General features: G+C 61.4%; 22 protein-coding genes. 10 read left to right on the forward strand and 12 right to left on the reverse strand.

Going from position 1 to position 21,252, the window contains the following annotated elements; all coding sequences use genetic code 11:
* Positions 1-59 precede the first annotated feature (59 nt).
* The 7 genes from Q4F19_RS07395 to Q4F19_RS07425 all read left to right on the forward strand — a co-directional run bounded on the left by Q4F19_RS07395 (position 60) and on the right by Q4F19_RS07425 (position 8,536).
* Complete coding sequence (locus Q4F19_RS07395; protein WP_303541220.1) at positions 60-1,049, forward strand: LysR family transcriptional regulator; 990 nt, start codon at positions 60-62, stop codon at positions 1,047-1,049.
* A 590-nt stretch (positions 1,050-1,639) separates the two neighbouring features.
* The gene (locus Q4F19_RS21430; protein WP_431312374.1) at positions 1,640-2,071 is read left to right on the forward strand and encodes an NTP transferase domain-containing protein; all 432 of its coding nucleotides are present in this window, start codon (positions 1,640-1,642) and stop codon (positions 2,069-2,071) included.
* A 103-nt stretch (positions 2,072-2,174) separates the two neighbouring features.
* Positions 2,175-2,405 (forward strand): hypothetical protein, encoded by a 231-nt coding sequence (locus Q4F19_RS07405; protein ID WP_303541224.1) that lies wholly within the window; start codon positions 2,175-2,177, stop codon positions 2,403-2,405.
* A gap of 114 nt (positions 2,406-2,519) precedes the next feature.
* Positions 2,520-5,534 carry a sensor histidine kinase gene (locus tag Q4F19_RS07410; RefSeq protein WP_303541942.1) on the forward strand — a complete coding sequence of 1,005 codons (3,015 nt, stop codon included), beginning with the start codon at positions 2,520-2,522 and terminating at the stop codon, positions 5,532-5,534.
* Positions 5,527-6,174, forward strand: a complete 648-nt coding sequence (locus Q4F19_RS07415) for a response regulator transcription factor (protein WP_303541225.1) — start codon at positions 5,527-5,529, stop codon at positions 6,172-6,174. The genes Q4F19_RS07410 and Q4F19_RS07415 overlap by 8 nt, the downstream gene beginning before the upstream one ends.
* A gap of 279 nt (positions 6,175-6,453) precedes the next feature.
* Positions 6,454-7,101: a sensor histidine kinase gene (locus Q4F19_RS07420; protein ID WP_303541226.1), complete on the forward strand. Its 648-nt coding sequence runs from the start codon at positions 6,454-6,456 to the stop codon at positions 7,099-7,101.
* Between the two features lie 586 nt (positions 7,102-7,687).
* Entirely contained in the window at positions 7,688-8,536 is an 849-nt protein-coding gene (locus Q4F19_RS07425) for a fumarylacetoacetate hydrolase family protein (protein ID WP_303541227.1), read from the forward strand.
* Between the two features lie 55 nt (positions 8,537-8,591).
* On the opposite strand, the gene Q4F19_RS07430 is transcribed toward Q4F19_RS07425, so the two are convergent.
* The 4 genes from Q4F19_RS07430 to Q4F19_RS07445 all read right to left on the reverse strand — a co-directional run bounded on the left by Q4F19_RS07430 (position 8,592) and on the right by Q4F19_RS07445 (position 11,619).
* A complete protein-coding gene (locus tag Q4F19_RS07430) occupies positions 8,592-9,152 on the reverse strand; it encodes a helix-turn-helix domain-containing protein (RefSeq protein ID WP_303541228.1) in 561 nt (186 codons plus the stop codon).
* A gap of 150 nt (positions 9,153-9,302) precedes the next feature.
* The gene (locus Q4F19_RS07435) at positions 9,303-9,932 is read right to left on the reverse strand and encodes a response regulator transcription factor (protein WP_303541230.1); all 630 of its coding nucleotides are present in this window, start codon (positions 9,930-9,932) and stop codon (positions 9,303-9,305) included.
* A 42-nt stretch (positions 9,933-9,974) separates the two neighbouring features.
* Positions 9,975-10,577, reverse strand: coding sequence for a M17 family peptidase N-terminal domain-containing protein (locus tag Q4F19_RS07440; protein ID WP_303541232.1), 603 nt, complete (start codon positions 10,575-10,577; stop codon positions 9,975-9,977).
* Between the two features lie 220 nt (positions 10,578-10,797).
* A complete protein-coding gene (locus Q4F19_RS07445) occupies positions 10,798-11,619 on the reverse strand; it encodes an alpha/beta fold hydrolase (protein WP_303541234.1) in 822 nt (273 codons plus the stop codon).
* A gap of 70 nt (positions 11,620-11,689) precedes the next feature.
* Here Q4F19_RS07445 and Q4F19_RS07450 point away from each other — a divergent pair, with 70 nt between their 5' ends.
* Both Q4F19_RS07450 and Q4F19_RS07455 read left to right on the forward strand, forming a co-directional pair.
* On the forward strand, positions 11,690-12,364 hold the full coding sequence (locus tag Q4F19_RS07450) for a response regulator transcription factor (RefSeq protein WP_341850165.1): 675 nt from the start codon (positions 11,690-11,692) through the stop codon (positions 12,362-12,364).
* Between the two features lie 89 nt (positions 12,365-12,453).
* Positions 12,454-12,831, forward strand: coding sequence for a response regulator transcription factor (locus tag Q4F19_RS07455; RefSeq protein ID WP_303541237.1), 378 nt, complete (start codon positions 12,454-12,456; stop codon positions 12,829-12,831).
* Here the strand turns inward: Q4F19_RS07455 and Q4F19_RS07460 are convergent.
* The 8 genes from Q4F19_RS07460 to Q4F19_RS07495 all read right to left on the reverse strand — a co-directional run bounded on the left by Q4F19_RS07460 (position 12,766) and on the right by Q4F19_RS07495 (position 20,644).
* Positions 12,766-14,133, reverse strand: a complete 1,368-nt coding sequence (locus Q4F19_RS07460) for a sensor histidine kinase (protein WP_303541240.1) — start codon at positions 14,131-14,133, stop codon at positions 12,766-12,768. The two genes, Q4F19_RS07455 and Q4F19_RS07460, sit on opposite strands and share 66 nt — an antisense overlap.
* A 405-nt stretch (positions 14,134-14,538) precedes the next feature.
* Complete coding sequence (locus Q4F19_RS07465; protein ID WP_303541241.1) at positions 14,539-15,216, reverse strand: carboxymuconolactone decarboxylase family protein; 678 nt, start codon at positions 15,214-15,216, stop codon at positions 14,539-14,541.
* Between the two features lie 536 nt (positions 15,217-15,752).
* The gene (locus Q4F19_RS07470; protein ID WP_303541243.1) at positions 15,753-16,121 is read right to left on the reverse strand and encodes a cyclic nucleotide-binding domain-containing protein; all 369 of its coding nucleotides are present in this window, start codon (positions 16,119-16,121) and stop codon (positions 15,753-15,755) included.
* Complete coding sequence (locus Q4F19_RS07475) at positions 16,121-16,990, reverse strand: alpha/beta fold hydrolase (RefSeq protein WP_303541244.1); 870 nt, start codon at positions 16,988-16,990, stop codon at positions 16,121-16,123. Before Q4F19_RS07475 ends, Q4F19_RS07470 begins: the two co-directional genes overlap by 1 nt.
* Positions 16,987-17,886 (reverse strand): MBL fold metallo-hydrolase, encoded by a 900-nt coding sequence (locus Q4F19_RS07480; protein ID WP_303541245.1) that lies wholly within the window; start codon positions 17,884-17,886, stop codon positions 16,987-16,989. Before Q4F19_RS07480 ends, Q4F19_RS07475 begins: the two co-directional genes overlap by 4 nt.
* A gap of 74 nt (positions 17,887-17,960) precedes the next feature.
* Positions 17,961-18,755, reverse strand: coding sequence for an alpha/beta fold hydrolase (locus Q4F19_RS07485; protein ID WP_303541248.1), 795 nt, complete (start codon positions 18,753-18,755; stop codon positions 17,961-17,963).
* A gap of 113 nt (positions 18,756-18,868) precedes the next feature.
* Positions 18,869-19,849 carry an alpha/beta fold hydrolase gene (locus Q4F19_RS07490; RefSeq protein ID WP_303541250.1) on the reverse strand — a complete coding sequence of 327 codons (981 nt, stop codon included), beginning with the start codon at positions 19,847-19,849 and terminating at the stop codon, positions 18,869-18,871.
* A 378-nt stretch (positions 19,850-20,227) separates the two neighbouring features.
* Complete coding sequence (locus Q4F19_RS07495) at positions 20,228-20,644, reverse strand: DoxX family protein (RefSeq protein ID WP_303541253.1); 417 nt, start codon at positions 20,642-20,644, stop codon at positions 20,228-20,230.
* 292 nt (positions 20,645-20,936) lie between these two features.
* Here Q4F19_RS07495 and Q4F19_RS07500 point away from each other — a divergent pair, with 292 nt between their 5' ends.
* Positions 20,937-21,248 (forward strand): hypothetical protein, encoded by a 312-nt coding sequence (locus Q4F19_RS07500; protein WP_303541255.1) that lies wholly within the window; start codon positions 20,937-20,939, stop codon positions 21,246-21,248.
* Positions 21,249-21,252: the final 4 nt, after the last annotated feature.

Raw genomic sequence — 21,252 nt, forward strand, 5'->3', positions numbered from 1 at the left:
GCGGTTTGAGCCACAGGACATAAAATGGGGAGCCGCGCGGATCATCGATCAGCGGCGCGTTGAGCGAACCGGGCCTGCCGGTAAAAGACCGCTTTGATCCGAGGAAATACCGCGAGGGTATCGTGTACGACGTGAAGCATCTGCGATACTTCCTGGCGGTCGCCAACGAACGCAGCTTCACCCGAGGCGCGGAACGGCTCAATATGGCGCAGCCGCCGCTCAGTCGGCGCATCCAGGAGATGGAGGAAGAGCTCGGAGCGAGGCTCTTCGACCGTGAAGCACGGCCTCTCGCTCTCACGGCGGCGGGGCAATTGTTTTACGAGCAGGCGATCCAGGTCATCCAGCGCGCGGAACAGATGCGGTCGACCATGACCCGCTTTATCGCCTCCGAGCGCTCCCGGTTCGTCATCGGCCTGGTGCCATCGATGCTCTACGTGCGACTGCCCGACACCATCCGAGTTTTCCGGGAGCGCGCGCCAGGCGTCGAACTCAGCTTGCTCGAGATGACCAGCGCCGAGCAGATTGCAGCCCTCAAGGAGGGTCGCATCGACGTCGGGTTCGGCCGGATGCGGTTCGAGGATCCGTCTATCCAACGTGAGATATTGCGTGAAGAGCCGCTGGTCGCAGCGCTCGCGCCGAACCATCCGCTCGCTGGAGGCGAATATCCAATCGGGCTCGACGCGATTAGCGCATTGCCGCTCATCGTCTATCCAAAGGAGCCTCGTCCGAGCTTCGCCGATCTTGTCATCTCGATGTTCGGAGACATCGGGGTCTATCCCGCCGAGATCATAGAAGTGCGGGAGCTGCAGACGGCGCTCGTGATGGCGGCAGCGGGTGAAGGCGTATGCCTCGTTCCCCAGTCGATCCAACGGATGAACCGGGTCGACATCGCGTTCCGCGATCTGGCGACGTCCACCACAGTTCCGATCATACTGAGGCACAGGCTGGGCGACGCGTCCCAGGAGCTCAATGTCCTCTTCGCCGTCTTCACTGACCTGTATCGCGAATGGGGCCTTCCCATTCCGTTTGGGCTCACAAGATCGAAGTAAAGCGGAGGGCGACCGCGATGAAAGGGGTGCGCCTGTCCGTTGAACACGAAACAGCCCGTCGATGGCACTCACTGGTTTGACGCCGGTTGCCAGACTTTGCCATCCATTGCCACGATCGACCGACCGCCACCGGCCCACGGTTTTTCCTCCGACGGGGAATTGCGGCGGGTTGCGCATGGCCCATGGTTATTGCGCCCCCGCGCGCCGCTATTGTCGAATCCGCGCCAAATTTGTCGATCGCGCCGCTGGCTATACGTAAATGCTCCGCTGACCCCATTCGCGGTCTATAGTCGCGGACCCACAGAAGGCTACATTTGAACAAACTTATCTCAGACCTAAGAAGCGTTACTTCCACGAATATCGATCGACCGACCACGATCTCCCATTCAAGGCTTGCGTCTTCAAACTAAAGGCTCGACGATATAAACCGTCGCATAGTGGCTGGAGCGTCACGCTCGACTATGACCGGTCGACGGATCGACGCCGATCTTTTTTCGGCAGTGGCTTCGTACCGGCGCTCGAGTCCGCCCCACGTCCCGAACATTGAACAAAGGGCTCGGTTCCTCGCCGTCGCTTCGAGGAGCATGACAATGCATCTCAACCCATCACCGCGTGTCATCATCCTCGCAGCGGGCCGAGGAACACAGCGTGGCAACATCACGACCGATGGTCCGAAGTGCCTCGTTGAGATAGGCGGACGACCGGGCATCGAATGGCAGCTCGACGCGCTTCACGCGGCCGGGATCAGAAACGTCACGTCATCGCCGGGTTCAATGCCCAAAGAGTCGAGGCGCGACTTTCGGAGTGTGCCGGCGTCTCGACGCTGCACAATCCCTTCTTCGCAGTGTCCGATGATCTCGCATAGATCTGGCTTGCGCGCGATCTGCTGGATGGAGATGCGGTGCCGCTCAAAGGCGACACCCTTGTTTTCGTCGCAACCATCGAGACTCTGCTGCGCGACGCTAGAGACCGTATTACCGTCACCATCGACGAGAAGGCGGTACACGATGCAGAGGACATGAAGGTCTGGCTCGACGGCGATCGCGCCCGCGCGATCGGAAAGCAACTGACCCAAGCGGATGCGGGATCGATCGAGATGGTGATGCTCCGGGCTCCGGATCCTTGGTGTTCCGTCAAACCGTCGAAGAGGCCCTATACAACACTGCCGCGCTCAGAAGCTGGTATGTCGGCCTGATCGATGAGATAGGTCAGCGCACCGCGGTGTTCTCAATCAATATCGAGGGCTTGTCGTGGAGCGAGATCGATCTTCTTTCTGATCTGTACGTGGCCGCAGCAACGGTGGCTGCATGGATGCGGGAGGGCTTTCAATCGTCGGAGATGATGCCAGCGGCCTGACGTGGCCTCCGATTACCGCGGATCGGTTCGCCCACCCATTCGGGTCGCTCGTAGATGCCCCCTGCGCATGTTAAGCAGAAGGCGGCAGCACATCGCGCCTACCAGTTCGGAACCATGCCTAGAAACGCTCGGATCTGCCTTGCCGCCCTGTTGATCCTTCTGACCGGGCATAGTGCGGCTTGGGGGACAAGCGCGGACGTCGGCCAATTCACCCACAGCAGCTGGACCAGCAAGGATGGGATACCGGGCATGGTCCAGGCGCTCGCGCAGACGCGCGATGGTTATCTATGGCTCGGCACTTACGAGGGACTCTATCGCTTCGACGGCGTTAGTTTTGATCGCATAAGGCCGCCTGCAGGCCATCCTTCTGGTTCCATCCCCGTTAGTGCGCTTCTTGTCACCCGCAACGGGCGACTCTGGGTTGGCTACGCTGGCGGGGCCGGCGTGGAAGTGCTTCGAGGAGGCACCCTGCATCGGATGGGCATGCCAAATCCGCCTGGGGAGGTCACCGGCCTCGCCGAAGACGCCGATGGAGCGGTCTGGGTGGTGGGGGGACGAGGACGAAAGGCTCTGAAGAGATATTCCTCAGGCAAATGGCAATCCATCAACTCGTCCTGGGGCGTTCCGGATGACGAAGCTGTCTCCGCCGTCTATCCGGCAAAGGACGGGACGGTGTGGGTGGCGACGCAAAAGCGGATCCTGATCCTGCGGCGGGGTGAGCGCCGGTTTGTAGACGGCGGAATTCGGGTATCGAACGGCGCGGGTCTCGCTCAGGATCGTAAGGGCCGGATGTGGCTATCAGACGCGTCAGGGACCCGGCTGCTTCCCGATCGTGATAGTCGCACGCAGGCCGCCCCCAGGCCGGAGGGATCGAGCAGAAGCGCGCGGCGCATCAGCCTCATGTTTGATCGGCAGGGTGATCTCTGGGGCTCGACCTTCACGGACGGGGTGTTCCGACTAGCGAACGCGGGGCAAGAGCGAGCGGCCACCGCCCCGATCTACTTTCGAACGTCGGAGGGCCTGACTTCGAATGAGGCGGTTGCAGTCCTAGAAGATCGCGAGGGAAACATTTGGGTGGCGACGGAGCTCGGTCTGGACCAGTTTCGCCGGGCCAATATCGAGAGCGTATCCAACCTGTCGAACGGATCGGCGTCCGGCTTCATGACGGCGTCCGACGCCAGGGGCGACGTCTACGTCGCGATCGGCGCGGCGCTCTACTTCGCGGCTCCTAACGTTGAGGCCCGGCAGGTCCTGGCAGGCAAGCAGGACATCGAGGCCATATGCCGCGGCGGAGATGCGGTCTGGGTGGTTCAACGCGGTCGAGCCGTGCGGATGAGCAACGGCAAGCCGCTCACCACGATCACGTGGTCCGGCGACAAGCCGACCTCGGGGTGCGGACAGGATTCGGAAGGCCACTTCTGGCTATCCCGTCCGGCGGGAGATCTCGCGATCCGCCGAGGCTCGGGCTGGGAAGAAGTCGAATTGCCGGGGAAGCGGACGCCGCTCGACATCTATATCGACTGGAAGGGCCTGATCGTTGGTACGCTCAGTCGGAAGTCGGTCGTTATTTACGATGGACGCCGGTGGCGCGAATTGTCGTCCGACAAGCTGGGGGTCTCGGGTCTGACGGTCATCTACGGAAACGCGCGAACCCTACTGATAGGTGGCGGCACCGGATTGGCGCGCTGGGACGGGCACGACGTGAAGCGGCTCGTTATCGACGATCATCCCTGGTTACGAGGGATCCGCGGGATCGTGCAAACCGCGGATGGTGAAACGTGGATGATCAACAATCGGGGCATCATCCGTTTGGCGACTAGGGATCTGGAACGTGCATTCGACGATCCCAAGGCTGCGATACCGCACGACATCTTTGACGAGCAGGATGGTTTCAATAGTCGGACGCAGAACTCGCAAGCTCTTCAAGTCGCACTGGGCAGAGACAGTCGACTTTGGTTTCTAACCCGGCAAGGTGTGTTACGCATCGATCCCGCGCACCTCGCTCGGAATGCGGTGGTTCCGCCCGTTGCCATCAGAGCAGTCTCTGCCGGAGGAAGACGCTATCTCGATCCCACCCAGCTCAAACTGGCGCCTGGCCTGAAGAATATCTCGATCGAATACACGGGCCTGAGCCTGACTATCCCAAGCCGCGTCCGCTTTCGGTATCGCCTTCGAGGTTTCGACACTGGTTGGGTTGACCCAGGAACGCGTCGGCAAGCGTTCTACACCAATCTTCCTCCGGGCGATTACACGTTCGAGGTCGAGGCAGCGAACAACGATGGCGTCTGGAACCGTCGCGGCGTGTCGCTTCCCATCATCATCTCTCCAACGTTCATCCAAACGAGGACGTTTCTTGCTCTCTGCGTCGCTGCAGCCGTGGCCCTCCTATGGCTGCTTTACAGACTTCGGATGCACGCGATCGCGGAGCGCATGCGTGTGCGGCTGAGTGAGCGTCTCGCGGAACGGGAACGCATCGCTCGCGAGCTGCACGATACCCTCCTTCAGAGCATACAGGCGCTTATCTTGCGATTTCAGCTGGCGGCAGATGACATCCCTGAGGATCAACCCGTGCGGCAGTCGCTTGAGCAGGCGCTTGACCGAGCGGACACCGTTTTGGCCGAAGGACGCAGTCGCGTGAGGGACCTTCGCATCACCGAAGCAGGCGGCGACATCAAGCGGATGATCAACGATATCGTAGAACGCCAAGTGTTTTCTCCCGATACGCAGATCAAGGTCGAATCGGTGGGTGAGCCGCGGGCGATGGATCCGATCGCCAGCGATGAGATCGCCCGGATCGCCAACGAGGCGATCTTTAACATCTGGCGGCACGCAAACGCGACCCAGCTAGACATTCGTATAGCGTTCATGGCGTCCGACTTTTCGGTCCGGTTCAAGGACAACGGCGTGGGAATACCGGAGGAGATCATGAGGCACGGGCACCGGTCCGGCCATTTCGGGTTGCCGGGAATGAGGGAGCGCGCTTATCGGATCGGGGCGAGCCTAAGTCTCGTTTCATCGCCAGCCAATGGCACGGAACTGAAGCTCCGGGTTCCCGCATCGGTCGCCTACAGCCAGATCCAGACTCATCGACGGGCCCAAATAGTTCTGCGGGGGAAGCGTCGTGGCTGATGACGCCGTCCTCATGCAAATCAACCCGATCAGGGTGCTCGTCGTGGACGACCACCCGCTCCTTCGCGAAGGTCTTGTGGCGACCATCGCGAAGCACGCCGATTTCGAAATCGCGGGCGAGGCGCGAGACGGCGCCGAGGCTGTCGAACAGTTCCGAAGCCTTCGGCCCGACGTCACCTTGATGGACATACAGATGCCAGAGATGGGCGGGATCGAGGCCATCGAGAGAATTAGGGACCAGGATCCCAGCGCGGCGATCGTCGTCCTCACGACATATCCCGGCGACAGCCAGGCGCTGCGCGCTCTGAAAGCTGGAGCTTCCGGCTACCTCTTGAAAAGCTGCATTCGCAAGGATCTCCTTCAAGCGATCCGCACCGTCCATGCCGGTGAACGCAGCATTTCCTCGGAAGTAGCCCAGTCGATCGCGATGCACGCCCTGGATGGAAGGCTGAGCGAAAGAGAGATGAGCATTCTGCGATTGGTAGCCCAGGGGAATCCTAACAAGCAGATCGCTTGGCAGCTGAGCCTGTCCACGGATACGGTCAAAGGTCATCTCAAGAACATCTTCACGAAACTCGACGTGACCGATCGGACGCACGCCGTCGCCGTGGCCATCCGCCGAGGCTTCATCGAACTCTGACGATCCAAGGCGGACGCGGCACGGCGCGTTCAAAACCTGATCTTTAGTTTAAGTGAAACGAACCAAAATATGGCGTTAGACGATACCGCAGTTGACTGGCGGCATGCGGTGGCGCGCCGCATCGTGTCGCTCGCCACTGGATGTGAACGCCGTGGGCATGACGTAGTCCGCCTCGCGCATATTTAGGGGCTTCGGGGGTAAAGGCCTATGCACGCTTCGCAGTCCCTGCTTCATCAGATCTCGACATTGGAGAGCGCTCTCCACCGCAAGGCTATCGACATGGTGGTAGCCGGGCACGATCTGCGCCAACCGCTGCAGATCATGCTTGGCGCCATCGAGAAGATCGCGCCGGAATGTCGCGACGAGAGCCAGTTGTTCTGGCTTTCTGCCGCCCGAGACGCGGCTTCGCGGCTGAACCAAGGCCTGACCGATCTGGCTATCTCCGGTCATTCCCGCACCGCGATAATCGAGATGCGAGATATCCCACTCGCGGCTCTCTTCGACCGTCTCGAAGCCGATTGGGCGCCATCCGCCTGGCAGAAGGGGCTAGCGCTCCGGTTCATACGGCCGAGTTATCTGGTACACAGCAACGCGGCGCTCCTGCTCACGATTGTCAGCAATCTCATCGGCAATGCGATCAAGCACACCACCGCCGGCCGTGTGGTAGTGGGTTGCCGGAAACTCGGACACGCCATCGCTGTCGACGTCGTCGATACCGGGCCGGGCTTCGGGCGCGAGCTCCGGGACCGCATGTTCGAGGCGTTCGAAAAGGGCGATGCCAAGAAGGAAGGGCTCGGTCTGGGGCTTTGGCTCGTGGCCCAGTCCTGCCGAACGCTAGGTCACCGGGTCGAAGCGAAGTCGACTCCGGGTTGGGGTTCGCGCTTCCGGGTGATCCTTCCCGGTCCGAACCTGACGGATTGCGGATAGAACTTGTGTCAGCATCTGGTCTGCTAGCGACCGAAGCGTTTCGCGCCGAACATACAATACGGAGCACATCCCGCTCGTCAGTATCGAGCCATGGCATCGAAACTGATCAGACGAGCGCAGACGTCCCGGCGGCTCCTTTTCCCAATCGCGATCACCGCGCTCGGGACCGCAGCGCACGCCAGTGCGAAGGCTTCGGTTGGCGCTGTGCTTAAATTTCTTCTTCGGCAGCAGGCAGCAAAAATCGCCGATATGATTGGCAGGATCGCGGCGTCCGAACTCCAGCGCAGCAGTCTCCCTGCGTCCTGGATCGGAGCCAAGAGCCCCCCTGCGGAGACCGTTGTCGGCATAGGTGCAGCCTAGTGTTCGAGACGACAGGCGGAAGGGTCACGCTCCACCCGCGCGGTCGTGTGCTGATCGATCTTTCCGGGACGGGCAATTCGCGAGAGGCATCGCGAAACTCAATTGCGAAGCGCGCGTGTGAGATACGGACCGACGCCGAGGACACCGTTGGCGAACGCTTACCGACCGGCTCGATGCGCATGCAGCTCGTTTTCTGAAACGTCATTACCTTGATTGGAGAAACCAGGTGAAACTTGCGCGAATTGGTCCTGCCGGACAGGAGAAACCCGTTCTGATCCAACGGGACGGAACGGCTCGAAACATTAGCAGCGTCGTCGACGACATTTCCGCGCGGTCGATCGCAGATGGGATACTCACGCGTCTCGAGCAGATCGACGTGGCGGCCCTTCCAACGGCTCAATTGGAAGGCGTTCGCTTCGGTCCGCCAGTCTCCGACGTGGGCAAAATCATCTGCGTAGGTCTGAACTACACGGACCATGCCGCCGAGGTGGGTCTTCCTCTTCCTACCGAACCTACGATCTTCATGAAGGGCTGCCGCCCTAGCGGAGCGAACGACCCGGTCCGTCTCCCCAAGGGGGCCGCCAAGGGCGACTGGGAGGTCGAACTCGGCATCGTCATCGGCAAAGCCGGCATGTACGTCGATGAGGCCGATGCCTACGATCATGTCGCCGGCTTCTGTCTTTTCAACGACCTGACGGAGCGCTCCTTCCAGATGGAGCACGGCGGACAGTGGACCAAGGGAAAGAGCTTCCCGGGCTTCGCGCCGTTGGGCCCCTGGCTGGTGACGCGGGACGAGTTAGGTCATCCCGATAATCTACGCATCTGGCTCGAAGTGAATGGGGTGCGCTATCAGAATGGTAACACCGCAAACCTCGTCTTCGGGGTTCAGCAGATCGTCAGCTACCTTTCGCAGTTCTACGAGCTCGAGCCGGGTGATCTGATCGTGACCGGGACGCCTGCCGGCGTCGGGTTGGGGCAGACGCCCCCCGCCTTCCTCAAGTCGGGCGACGTCGTGAGATTGGGCATCGATGGTCTTGGCGAGCAGCAGCAGAACATTTTGGCCTGGGAGGACTGAGGCTCGGGGTAAACGCCGGCGCGACCCCAGAGCGTGGCGGCGATCCAGGTCGCCCCTACGCAAAGCGCCAGTTGCGGCGCCAAGAGAGAGGGGTTTCATTCAGCATGCGCCGGAAAAGGCGCGTCAGGTGCGCCTGATCCGTCAGGCCGCATGCGCATGCGATCTGGCTCAGCGTATCGTTCGTGTTGAGCATCAACGTCTGGGCGCGCCGCAGCCGCTGGCGCACGATGTAGCCGTGCGGGGTCTCGCCGGTGCTCGCCTTGAAAGCCCTGCAGAAATGTCCCGGGCTGAGCTTGGCCACGCCAGCGAGATCCTCGATGAGCACCGTGTTGTCGAGCTGCTCCTCCACGTAAGCGCGCACTCGTTGTATCTGCCAAGAAGCAAGGCCACCCTTTGCAAGGGTCCCGGCAGGTGTCGCGGGCCCGCTTGGAGCCAAGCCCCGCTCGACGACAGCCGAGGTGACGCTCGTCAGGAGGGAAGATATCTCCTCGAGGCAGCGCCTGGTGAAATCCGGATCGATCTCCACCGAGCGCCGCGCCTGCCCGACGAGATCGAGAAGATAAGGAGGAAGCGCCGTCGTTCCCGGCTGCGTCCGCTCCATCGTGTTCGACAACATCGCTCTCTCCACCCCATGTGCAATGGGACGGACTATCGGTCGGATCGGATCGTTTCGGAATCGAACGAGAGTTTGCCCATCCGCTCCGCGTAAGGGCAGGCAACCCTAATCCAAGGTTCAGGGTGCGGACCCTCGGGAACCCGTGCACTGTCAGAGGTTTATAATGCCCCGCTTCGCCGCGATTGTGACGGCGTGGGTCCGATCCGCTGCTCCTAGCTTCGAGTAGATAACCTTCATGTAACCCTTGATTGTATCTTCTGAGAGGCCGAGCCGCGCGGCTATCTGCTTGTTTGAATTGCCAGCAGCGGCCATCGCGAGGACTTCGGCCTCTCGTCCCGAAAGCACATCCTCGGCTAGGTGCAGCGCAATTCCCGTCGCAATCTCGGCGCTCAGGTGCTTTCCGCCCGAATGCACCGAACGCACCGTCTCGAGCAATTCCTTGCGCATGCTGCTCTTCAGTAAATAACCCGCCGCGCCCGCCCGGAGCGCTCTCATGGCCTGCGCGTCGCCTGCATACGTCGTAAGGACGATGATCCGCGCCAAAGGGTGCGATTTCCGCAAGCTCTCGATGGCGGCGACGCCGCCCATTCCCGGCATCTGGAGATCCATCAGGACTACATCGGGCCGATGACGGTCATACAGCTCGAGCGAGCTCTCTCCGTCCTCAGCTTCCGCAACTATCGATAGATCAGGCTGCGTCTCGATGACGGCCCGAATGCCTTCCCGTAAAAGCGGATGGTCATCGACCACGAGTATCCGGATCACGCCTTTCCCGGTCATATGACGTGCCCGCCTCCAGTCCTACATCACGACAACAAACATCTAATGGTCGGTGAGACCCTCGAGGGCCATACGATATTTGTCCGCGGTGACTTCGAACTCCGTTGGCGGAGCGACAAAGGACCACCGCTGGAGCTTACCGGGTCGGAGGCCGCAGATGTCGAGCACACCTCGGAGTAGCGAACGTGCCGTCGCGATGTCGTTGAAGCGCGGAGAGCCGGTATCGAGATTAGCAGGACCAAATGCGGCGTGCGCTGCGCCGAAGCCCGCAGCATGATCAGCCGCGCTGCGAAGCGCGCGGCGCAGATGAAATTGAAGATCGGGTCCGGTAGGACCAAGACCAAGCATGAGAACGCCTGCCGCGTTGATCGGCGGGGGCGGAGCGGACAGGAAGAGCGTCTCGCCCCACCGTCCCGAAAAGATTCCGTCGGATCTGAGCCTCGCCAGCGCGCCTCGGAGTGCCCGATCGAGCGGCGCAATGCCCGGGCCAAGTTGAGCGGCGTTGGTCAGTTGTCCGCAGATCGCGGCGACGAGTATGTCGGCCTCCGTGGTAGATAGGTCGCCTGCGATCACATCGATTTGGAAATCTTGCCATTCGCCAATGACCGCGACATCACCCGCGGCGGGTAACGGCGTCTTATCCATCAAGTCCCCCATCGGTCGTCACGCTGCCCCGGCAGTGCAGGTTTCGGGTGATACGAACGCGGTCTCCGGGCACGCGACCTTTTCCATGCCATTTGCTTGGTCGACGCCCTCCGCGTTCGAATGCGCGGACTGAGTAGTCGCGTGAACTCCTGCCTTCTTGCGCCCAGGATTAGCTGCCTCGGCCGGCTCGCGAACTGCGCCGGCCGAGGGGAACTCCGGTTCAGCTCTGCAGAAACTCCAGCAGGTCTGCGTTGTAACGGTCTTTGTGCGTGACGACGAGCGCATGGGGGGCGCCTTCGTAAACCTTGAACGTGGAATGGGGGATGAGTTTGTGCGCGGCCGCTCCCGTGGGCGCTATTGGCACGACCTGATCCGCATCGCCATGAACGATGAGCGTCGGCATCGTGAAAGCGGCCATGTCCGGACGGAAGTCCGATTCCGAGAAGGCGCCGACGCAATCGTATGTTCCCTTGATACCCCCCGCGAGCGCGATCTGAAGCGTCTGCTTCAGGACACCCGGCGAAACCGCGTCCGGATTCTTGTTGGTCCCGTAGAACAAGCTGTTGAAGGCATCTAGGAACTGCGGCCGGTCAGCGAGCAAACCGTTGCGGATCCCGTCGAATATTTCCGGCGGCGCGCCGTCGGGGTTGTCGTCGGCCTTGATGAAATAGGGAGTGACCGCCGACGTCAGACAGGCCTTTTCGACCCGTGCCCCCTTATAGCGGGAGATGTAGCGGGCGACATCGCCGCCGCCCATCGAAAAGCCGACCAAAGTCACCTGTTCGACTTTCGCCTCCTCCAGGATGAGGGCAATGTCATCAGCGAAAGTATCGTAGTCGTATCCGGACCAGGGCTGGCTCGAACGTCCGAAGCCGCGGCGATCGTGCGCTAGAACGCGATATCCCTTCAAGCCCAGGAACATCATCTGCTGTTCCCACATGTCTGCGCTGAGCGGCCAACCGTGACTGAAAAAGACAGCTGGGCCGGTTCCCCAGTCCTTGTAATAGACTTGAGTTCCATCCTTGGCAGTCACATACGGCATCGGTAAGCTCCCATCTGCCGCGACGCGCGGCTTGAGGCTGCAATAGGCATTGGGGCTCGCGGGGGATTGTATGGACGGCACCGAATTTGCGCGATCCGAACCCGCTTCCCGGATGGCAGCAGCAGGAACAAGCTCAGTCGCCGCCGGGATGGTCATCATTGTTGACGACGACGCTCTCGTGCGCGCCGCGTTGGACAGCCTGTTCCGTTCGGTTGGCTTCATGACCCGGCTCTACGCGAGCGCGAAGGAAGCGCTTACAGACACGTGGCCCGACATGCTGGCATGCGTGGTGACCGACGTGCGGATGCCGGAGGTAGGCGGATTCGAATTTCAAACTGCGTTGAGCGCGCGAAGCATCGAGGTTCCAGTAATTTTTATGACCGGGCATGGTGACATCCCGATGACCGTCCGGGCAATGAAGGCGGGAGCCGTCGACTTCCTTAGTAAGCCATTCCGCGATCAAGACATGTTGGACGCCGTCAACACCGCCATGGAGCGCGCACGTATCGGCCGCGAAGTCGAACGAGGCAGCGCCGCGGCGCATGCACTATACGCAACCCTGACACCGAGGGAGCGAGAAGTGATGGAGGGTGTCGTACGTGGGCTTCTCAACAAGCAGATCGCCGGAGAGATGGGCATCGCCGAGATAACCGTAAAGCTCCATCGTTCCAGCGTCATGCGAAAGATGGGCGTGAGACGCCTGCCCGATCTCGTGCGTCTCGCGGGGGTGCTTGGAGGCGTGTGACCCTAGCCTAACCGAACGTATAGGGTCGCCAAGATGCCAGGCTGCGCTTACGCACCGCCCTTTGATGTAACTTCGCAAGGAGCGGTCGCTTGGGCAATAGCCTCATCGCCGTCATTGATGACGACGCTCTCGTCCGAGCCGCGACCACCAGCCTACTCAGGTCGATGGGCTACGATTGTTGCGATTTCGCGTCGGCGGACGCTTTTTTAAGCGACCGGGACTGTCGCTACGACTGCGTAGTCAGCGACATACAAATGCCAGGCATGTCCGGAATTGAACTCGCGCATGTTCTCAAATCCTTGACTCCTCGCCCGCCAGTAATCCTGATCACGGCCTATCCGGATGCGAGGGCCATCGCCGCAAAAACCAGCGGTGTGGCTTCGGCTCTTCTGGAAAAACCATTAGACGGAGACCTCTTCCTGGCCGCCGTGCAGTCCGCAATCAAGAGCGGCAGCATCGAAGGGTAGGCTCAGCGGGAGCACCACCTCGACCACGGCACCCGCCGGTTCGGCGTTGCGGGCGAAGATCATGCCCTCATGACGTTCGATGGTGGTGCGACTGATTGCAAGCCCAAGCCCCATGCCGTTCTTCTTTGTGGTGAAGAACGTGCCGAACGCCTGTCCGGCGTCGAGTCCGTCCCAACCGGGTCCTTGGTCGGCAACAGTCACTACGGCCGTGTCTTCCCTCCGCTCCAGCGTCAGCGTGACGATGCGGCTGTTAGGCGGCTCGTTCAGCATTGCCTGAATGGCGTTGGTGATGAGATTGACGAACACTTGTTTCAGCAGGATTCGATCGCCCATCACGGTCAGCGTCTCTTCGCTGAGGGGAACCACCACAAGTCGAGTGCCGCTTTCTGACGCTTCGCGGCGCATAAGGGCGACGGTAGTGGCGAGCAGCCCGTCCAGTTCGACCTCCGCGAAGTCGATCCGGGCTTCCCCAACAAGGGAGCGGACCCGCTGCATCACGCCGCGGGCGTGCTCCACGCCTTGGGTCAGACCCGCAAGCGCGCGCGACGTCTCCAGCAGATTAGGAACATCGCGTGCCAGCCAGCGCCGTGCTGCGTCAGCGAAGCTGTGGATGGCAGACATTGGCTGATTGAGCTCGTGAGCGATGGAAGCCGACATAGCGGCAAGTGCGCTCGTGCGCTGCACCTCTGCTAGTTCCTCCCTCGTCCGCAGGATCTGCGTCTCCAAGAGCCTGCGATGCGAGACATCAAGGATGCTTCCCGGCACTCTCTCCAAGCAGGCATCGGGTCCAAGTCCGAAGGCCACAATGACCTGCTTGGGCTCGCCGTTCATGGGAACGACGATCGCTTCGGTCTGAAACAGAGCTCTGCGCTCGTCGATGGCGATAATGCACTCCGCGAAGCTGTCATCTGTCTCGGGCAAGAAGCCGCTCAGGTGCGAGAAGAAGTCCTCTTTGGCCCTGACATTCATCATCGAAAGTGCTGTCGCGTTCACATCGGTGATCCGAACGAGCCCACGCATGGCGACGACGAAGTCTGGGTGCTCGGCGACATACTTCCGAATGTCCGCCACGCCACGCGCCCGCAGACGGCGAAGCTCCGCTGCGATCGGCGAGAAATCATGTTCCCAGATGGCGACTGCCAAGCTGTCGAAGACCGTTCTATACCGACGTTCGCTGAACTGAACGGCCGATCCCATCGCTTGGGTGCGCAGTAGAAGTAGGGTAGCGACGGCCAACACGCTCATGCTGATGAGAAGATGGACAAACGCAAGTGGCGGCGCACCCCTGACCCAGAAGATCACGTAGCCAATTATACACAATGTTCCGCACACGGCGGACCATGTCAGAACCACCCTTCGACGGGGCCCCTGATGGCCAAACGACCCGATGAGTAGGACGAGAACATATAGGCCGGCGACAGCGAGGTCCGCTCGTGTGAAGGCATCGATGCAGAAGATCGCCCCTGCAAGGCAGACGGCCGCTATACGCAACTGAAGCGTCTGATCGATCCCACGCCCCGTCCCGCTCGCTCGCTCGCGTTGCGGCGAAGGCTGACTCAGACCCTGGGTGGGCTGGCTGTTCGGCGGGAGGAACATGCCGCTATCTTATTGTTTATGTTAGATCGGGCAGCCCCCTATGGCGTTGCACCGCGCCACCCGATCGAGGGGCTTGTATCGCTCGTCCGGGTGGCCTTTGTCGGCAGCCGCTCAACGACTGCGGGTAGGAGCTTGAGTCGGCACCGGAATTGCGAACCCATTAAGCGTCATCGATACGAAGCAGTAGTGGCCCACTAGGTAAATCAGCTCGTTGACACCCTCTTGGCCGAACCGCTTCATGGCGAGCGCGTATAACGGGTCTGCGAGAACGCCGCCCCGCAGAAGCGCCTTGGCGACATCGTGCGCCACGGCTTCGCCGGCATCTAAATCTTCAGGTCGCTCGCCCGCGGCCAAAGTCGCAATGCGCCGTTCGCTCATCGCGAGACGAGCCGATGCAACCGCGCCGTGCGCGTATATCTCGTAGGCGGCACCGAAGTGCGCGCCCGTGACCAGTATCGCGACCTGCCGTGGCGCTTCGGGGATGCGGCGTGCCTTCGTCATGGCCTGCGTGACCGTCCAAAACGCTTCCCCGAGTTCGGGATCATGGAGCCACGCGTTCCAGGGACCGAGAAGGGCGCCATCCGCACGTGTCGTGATAAAGGCGTCATATTTCGCGGAGACGCCAACGCTCATCGCTTCGAACAGCAGGCGCTGCTTATCGGTCAGTTCCTCAGGTCCAATGGGAGGCAAGCGCGTCATACTTCCTTCTTTCGACAAGCCATTACGGTGTCCACCTTCCAATCCTGTCCTGACAAAGTTCACGCACCAGACCGCCGAAACGCCGCTCATTCCTACAAATCCCAAACAGTCTTTACGTGGTCAGTCCGCTTCGTAAGCCACGCGTGTCGAAATCGCCTGTATTGCCTGATCGGAAATTTCGCTTCCGATTCGATTCAGTGCCAACGGCCGTTCTTTGGAAACTTAGTCGCTCCGTCCGCCTCGCCCCCGATCGCGCGGTCCGCAGTCTAATTGATCGACACGACGGATCCGCGCAGAACCCCGTCGTTCGCGCCCGTGAACTCGCCTGACGTGTGTCGGGCTACACAGCCTGACTGTATCTGATCCAGAGATCTTCATCCCTGGCGGTGAGCAAAGCTATGACCTGAAGGGACCGTGCTGGGTTACGATCGCTCGGTTGGATCTGTTCGAAGCGGATACCATCGAAGCGATAAAGCCCGATACCCGTTTCGAATGGCGAAGCGCTGGAGGCGCAAGGTGTCAGCCGATCCCGCGTGACCGATCAGCGTGATGCCGGCCTCACCGTGATGTAGGAAGCCCATGCGTCGCAGGATGAACGCCCTAATGACGATCTCCCCGATGTCCGGCTAACCGGCGAGGAGTCGCCTGGAGGATGCCGCCGGCACTCGGACGACGCGCGATGACGTCAACGCGCGAGCCGTGACGAGCAGCGCTCTTGCGCTCACATGGTCCAGCTCGCTGCTGAACTGACCGTGCCGATGGACCGTCAACAGCCGCTCCTCGTCCTCGGCCTCACCAGAATAGAATATGCCGACCTCGCCGGCGATTATCAGAAGGAAGTCGGCCTCGCGGTCGCCTCGCGCAAACAGCGTCGTCCCCGCCGACAGCCTTTCCTCACAGCCGTAGGTGGTGGTTCGCCCTATCATCTCCACCGACAGAACCGGAAATTTCTGCGCCGTCCGGGCGCAGGGATCCTCACCGTCGGCGGCTATCATCACGGCCTCCCGGTCCAACCGTTGAGGAAGTCGAGCAGCAGTGCGTTGACGGCCTCAGGCCGTTCTTCGTGAGGAAGATGACCACAACGGTCGATCGGAACGGCGCGAAGGTTGTCGGCCATCTCGCCCCAGATCTTGGGCATGTCGAACATCTCGCCCACAGCTCCGAAGTTGGCACCCCAGAGAGCAAGCGTAGGGCATGCGATCTTCACGTCGGCGTCCGCGAGATCTTGAGCGACGTCCTCTGCGTTCGCACGATAGTCCGCCATGGCTCCCCGAACCGCGCCAGGCGCTCTATAGGCGCGGACATATGTGTCGAACGCCGCGCCGCTGATCGCTGCCGGATCATACGCCCAGTCCGAGAAGAACCAGCGCAGCCATTGCTCTTCCTTGCCTGCGATGAGCGTCTCGGGAAGATCCGGGATCAAATGGAAGAGGAAGAACCAGTATGCTTTGGCGACGCGCGCATCCAGGTCGCGGGCCACAATACGCGTCGGCACGTTGTCCATCACGACAAGCCGATCGACACGGTCGGGGAAATCCTTGGCGAACCGGGTCGCCACGCGGGCGCCGCGGTCGTGACCGATGAGCGCGATGCGATCGATCTCGAGATGATCCAGCAGGGCAGCCAAGTCACCCGCCATCGTCCGCTTGTCGTAGCCCGCTGCCGGCTTCTCCGTCTCGCCGTAGCCGCGCAGATCGGGCGCGAGCACCCGGTAGAGTTCACCAAGAACAGGAATCTGGAAGCGCCAGGCGAAATTCGTTTCGGGAAATCCGTGGAGAAGCACGACAGGCGCACCCTCGCCAGCGTCGATGTAGTTCTGGCGGATGCCGTTGGCACGAACAGTATGGTTCGACACGCGGATCATGGCGCTATCCGATTCAGGCTATAGTTGACAGGAATCCATTCGAAGCTGTCAGGCCCGACGCGCCGCACGTGGCCGATCCCTGGAAAAGAGATGTGCGCGCCCGCCACCCACCAACCCTTGCTGGCGGCTTCAGCCAAAGCGGTCTCACGCGATGCGACGGCTGCATTGGGATCGGTGTCGTATTTGATCGCGATGTGCGGGTCTGGAACCTGGACCGGCATCACGTGCACGGTGTCGCCCCAGATCAGTAGAATCTGCCCCTGGCTCTCGACTAGATACTGTCGATGCCCCGGCGTGTGCCCTGGCGCGACGACCGGTCGGATGCCAGGTGTGAGCGGTCCGTCGCCGTCGAACGGCTTGAACCGGCCGGACGCGATGTATGGTTGGAGGGTCTGCTCGGCGCCATCGAACATCGGCCCGAGTATCGCGGCGACTTTCGCCCTGTTCGCGTCGTCGAGCCAGAAGGATGCGTCCTCCAGCGAGACCCTGACTATGGCGTGAGGGAAGATAACCCGCCCTCCCCTCATCAGACCACCGACATGGTCGCGATGAAGATGGGTGAGGTAGATCTCGTCGACCTGCGCGGGGTCAAATCCCGCCGCCCGCAGGTTGGTCTCGAGCAAACCGCCGTCCCTACCGTAAAGATCGCCCGCGCCTACATCGATAAGGATCAGCTTCGTCGGCGTCCGCACCAGGAAGGCGTTGATCATGCCTTCGACGGGCGATGCGAGATATTGCCGCCCGAGCCTCTCGGCTACCTCGCCGGGCTTTGCACCGACGGCAAGGTTCGCGGCGTCAAATGGATGGGAGCCGTCGAGTAACGCGACTATCTCGAACTCGCCGAGTTCGAAACGGTAGAAACCGGGTGCCTGTCTGGGGGCCACGGGCGCGGACACCGCCTGCGCGGATACGTCGTAGTTTGACGCACCCGCACATGAGATGGCGAGCGATAGCCAAGCGGCCTTTCGGATCACTTCGCGGCGGCGGCCGCCTGGACAGCCTCCTCGATCACTGCGGCAACTTCGCGCGGATGGGACAGGAGTGAGACGTGGCTCGACCGCTGGACCGTCGTCTTGGCCTTCATCTGGGCCGCTAAATCACGTTCCATCTGCGGAGCGATCACACGGTCATTGGCCGATACGACATACCAAGAGGGAACAGTGCGCCACGCTGGCACAGTGACCTTGTCACCGAACGTACTCGCCGCGAGAGGCCCCTGTGTCACGAACAGCGTGCGGGCCTCCGCGGGCGGGAGGTCGGGTGTGAAATTGTCGACCATCCCCTGCTCGGTCTGGCGGAGAAAGCCGTGGCCATCGTCCCAAACCGTGCTCAATGCAGGTGGTCTGGGATAGCCGCCGACAAGATCGCCGCCGGTTTGGCCCTCCTTGTTGGCGAAGGCAGCCACATAGACGAGCGCCTTAACCTTCGGGTCGGTGCCAGCTTCGGTGATCACGGTGCCGGCCCAGCTGTGCCCCACGAGGACGACCGGCCCGGCCGCGTCAGCAAGCACCCGCTTCGTCGCCGCCACATCGTCCGCGAGAGAGGTGAGCGGATTCTGGACGGCGAGCACGCGGATACCTTTGGCTTGGAGCAGAGGGATGACCTTCGACCAGCGTGAGGCATCGGCCCACGCGCCGTGGACCAAGACCACGGTCGGCCTGCTGGCGTCGCCCGTCACCATCGAATTTCGCGCCACTGCCTTCGTGGGCAACGAGAACGGCAGCGTGACTAGCGCCATGGCGAGAAACGAACGAGCGATGATCATGGCCAATATCCTGAGAACCGATTTCCAGGCTGAGTGGCCCCGCCGTAATCTCGACGATTGTCGTTTCCATCGTTGACTTGGATGAAGCGAGCATCGCGGCGGGCAGCCGCCTCCTATCCCTTGATGAAAGCCAGAATGTCTGGATTGATCACGTCGCCATTGAGCGTCAGCATACCGTGGGAAAAGCCAGGATAGATCTTGAGACGATTGTCCGGGATCAGCTTGGCCTGCAGCAGAGCCGCATCCTTGTAAGGGACGATCTGATCGTCATCGCCTTGAAGGATTAGGGTCGGAACGGCCATTGCCTTCAGGTCGCCGGTCTGCTCGGTCTCCGAGAAGGCCTTGATACAGTCGTAGTGCGCCTTAGCGCCGCCCATCATCCCTTGCCGCCACCAATTCTGACGCACTCCCTCGATAACCGGCGTGGCGGGCCGATTGAAACCGTAGAACGGGATCGGCACCTGCCAGTAAAAATCCGCGCGATTAGCGGCCAACTGCGACCGGAAGCCGTCAAAAACCGAACGCGGCAGGCCACCCGGGTTCGAAGGGGTCTGCATCATGATCGGCGGCACCGAGCTAACCAACACAGCCTTGGCGACCCTGCCCTGCCCATGACGAGCGACGTAGCGCGCGACCTCGCCACCGCCCGTCGAATGCCCGATGTGGACCACATCACGAAGATCGAGCAGCTTGACGACAGCGTCGACGTCAGCGGCGTAGGTGTCCATGTCGTTGCCGGTCGCGGTCTGTGACGAGCGCCCATGGCCGCGCCGGTCCATGGCGATCACCCGATAGCCCTTGGACAGGAAGAACAGCATCTGACCATCCCAGTCGTCGGCGGTCAGCGGCCAGCCGTGGTGGAAGAAAATCGGCTGCCCCTTCCCCCAATCTTTGTAGTAGAGGCGGGCTCCGTCCGCCGCCGTGGCATATCCGTCACCTGTCGGGCTCGCGGATGCGCCCGTGGTGGCGGCCGAAGCCTCTCCAGCGGTGGTGGCCGAGAGCGCTGCGACACCGACCGCCAAACCGGCGCCCGTGAGAACACCGCGGCGGCTGAAGTCACCCGCTTGCGAACCAGTCTCTTCGTGATCGATCATCGTCGTGCCCTCCTGGAGTCCGACACGACCTGACGTTCCGACGAGCCACGCGATTGTCGAAGCGGGTGCCGATTTTCACAAAATGGATGAGATCACCGAGAAAGCGGGGACGGACCCGTCTGGACCAAGGCCACAAGCGCGGACCTCTTGCGAGTGCCAAGGCGTCCACGACATATACTTGGCCCATCAAACCGCTCGTCGTCCCTCATCCGAGATCGCCACTCGCGGGCGGAACGCTTGCCAGAGTTAGCCTCGTCGGCTCGGTCGACAGGCGGAATTTGATCAGGCTCTTGCTGTGCGCCCTGATGTCTCACCTTGGGCGTGCAGGTGCAGATGACCGGATGGCGCGGCCATCCGGTCATCGACCCGATCATGTATTTAGCGACGTGCGTCCAAGCTCCATGCTCCGCCGCCCAGCGCCATCACGTTCAGCAGCCCGCCCGCGATTGCGACGTTCTTGAAGAAATGAATGAATTGGTCCTGGTCCGACAGGGAGTTATGAAACGCGAGCGCCGTGACCACGGAAAACAGCGCGAGGATGCCGGCCATGAGCCGCGTCCGGTAGCCAAGCACGAGAGCCGCGCTTACACCGAGCTCGATGATGACTGCGACCGCGAACGCCACCTGAGGCACAGGCAGACCAGCCATACCGATGTAGCCTATGGTCGCAGTCGGCGCGGCGATTTTGGAGAGGCCGCTAAGGACGAAGATCGCTGCGATGCCGATACGGCCGACAAGCGGAAGAGCGTTGGTCGAAATGCTGGTGGGCGCGGTGTGGTAAGGGATCGTTGCCATTGAGTGTCTCCTGATGTCAGCGGACCACCGCCCGCCGTTGAGACAAAGATGAGCCGACAGATCTCATCGAAACAGTGGAATAAAGCTGTCTGCCGTGTTCGAAAATCTCGAAATGTGATTTAATCACGGACTGGCCGAACACAGCACGTCCATGCAATCGCGATCGTCTGGCCCTCTTTACATGGGTGCATCGGATCCTTTCGAAAGAATCGATGGGTCGGTCCGAGTTTATCCAGCTGCCCAAACGAGAGAACGGGGACGATGCTGGAACCACATCGTCAGGAGACCCGCCATGCCAGCCCACGCCGAGCCCGAACTGAGCACAAACGAGTGGACGGCAGTCGCGGTCGCTTTGAAGGACGCGCATAAATGCGGCTGCATCGCGGAGAACCGCGTCAAGCTAGGCGCCCTCGGGAAGCTCGCTATCGCGGTCTTCGGCCCGCGGCATCCGCTGCCGCTTGCGGATCCACGGCTCGAGGCCATCAGGAGCTTCGTATGCGCGAGCCATAGGCGCCAGAGCCCCGCCACCGATTTGGCGAAGCCGCTTGAGGACCATGGATTCAGCCAGGCGCAGATCGACGCACTCGGCCTGCTTTCCCGCTGATCAG

Origin of the sequence: Sphingomonas natans, assembly GCF_030546695.1 — a bacterium.
GTDB classification, from domain to species: Bacteria; Pseudomonadota; Alphaproteobacteria; order Sphingomonadales; family Sphingomonadaceae; genus Sphingomonas_I; species Sphingomonas_I natans.

Excerpts from the sequence above, each read along its gene's own strand:
- Q4F19_RS21430 (WP_431312374.1), top strand. The coding sequence starts at position 1,640 with ATGCATCTCAACCCATCACCGCGTGTCATCATCCTCGCAGCGGGCCGA.
- Q4F19_RS07410 (WP_303541942.1), top strand. The coding sequence starts at position 2,520 with ATGCCTAGAAACGCTCGGATCTGCCTTGCCGCCCTGTTGATCCTTCTG.
- Q4F19_RS07420 (WP_303541226.1), top strand. The coding sequence starts at position 6,454 with ATGGTGGTAGCCGGGCACGATCTGCGCCAACCGCTGCAGATCATGCTT.
- Q4F19_RS07430 (WP_303541228.1), bottom strand. The coding sequence starts at position 9,152 with ATGTTGTCGAACACGATGGAGCGGACGCAGCCGGGAACGACGGCGCTT.
- Q4F19_RS07435 (WP_303541230.1), bottom strand. The coding sequence starts at position 9,932 with ATGACCGGGAAAGGCGTGATCCGGATACTCGTGGTCGATGACCATCCG.
- Q4F19_RS07440 (WP_303541232.1), bottom strand. The coding sequence starts at position 10,577 with ATGGATAAGACGCCGTTACCCGCCGCGGGTGATGTCGCGGTCATTGGC.
- Q4F19_RS07445 (WP_303541234.1), bottom strand. The coding sequence starts at position 11,619 with ATGCCGTATGTGACTGCCAAGGATGGAACTCAAGTCTATTACAAGGAC.
- Q4F19_RS07450 (WP_341850165.1), top strand. The coding sequence starts at position 11,690 with ATGGACGGCACCGAATTTGCGCGATCCGAACCCGCTTCCCGGATGGCA.
- Q4F19_RS07465 (WP_303541241.1), bottom strand. The coding sequence starts at position 15,216 with ATGAGCGGCGTTTCGGCGGTCTGGTGCGTGAACTTTGTCAGGACAGGA.
- Q4F19_RS07470 (WP_303541243.1), bottom strand. The coding sequence starts at position 16,121 with ATGATAGCCGCCGACGGTGAGGATCCCTGCGCCCGGACGGCGCAGAAA.
- Q4F19_RS07475 (WP_303541244.1), bottom strand. The coding sequence starts at position 16,990 with ATGATCCGCGTGTCGAACCATACTGTTCGTGCCAACGGCATCCGCCAG.
- Q4F19_RS07485 (WP_303541248.1), bottom strand. The coding sequence starts at position 18,755 with ATGATCATCGCTCGTTCGTTTCTCGCCATGGCGCTAGTCACGCTGCCG.
- Q4F19_RS07490 (WP_303541250.1), bottom strand. The coding sequence starts at position 19,849 with ATGATCGATCACGAAGAGACTGGTTCGCAAGCGGGTGACTTCAGCCGC.
- Q4F19_RS07495 (WP_303541253.1), bottom strand. The coding sequence starts at position 20,644 with ATGGCAACGATCCCTTACCACACCGCGCCCACCAGCATTTCGACCAAC.
- Q4F19_RS07500 (WP_303541255.1), top strand. The coding sequence starts at position 20,937 with ATGCCAGCCCACGCCGAGCCCGAACTGAGCACAAACGAGTGGACGGCA.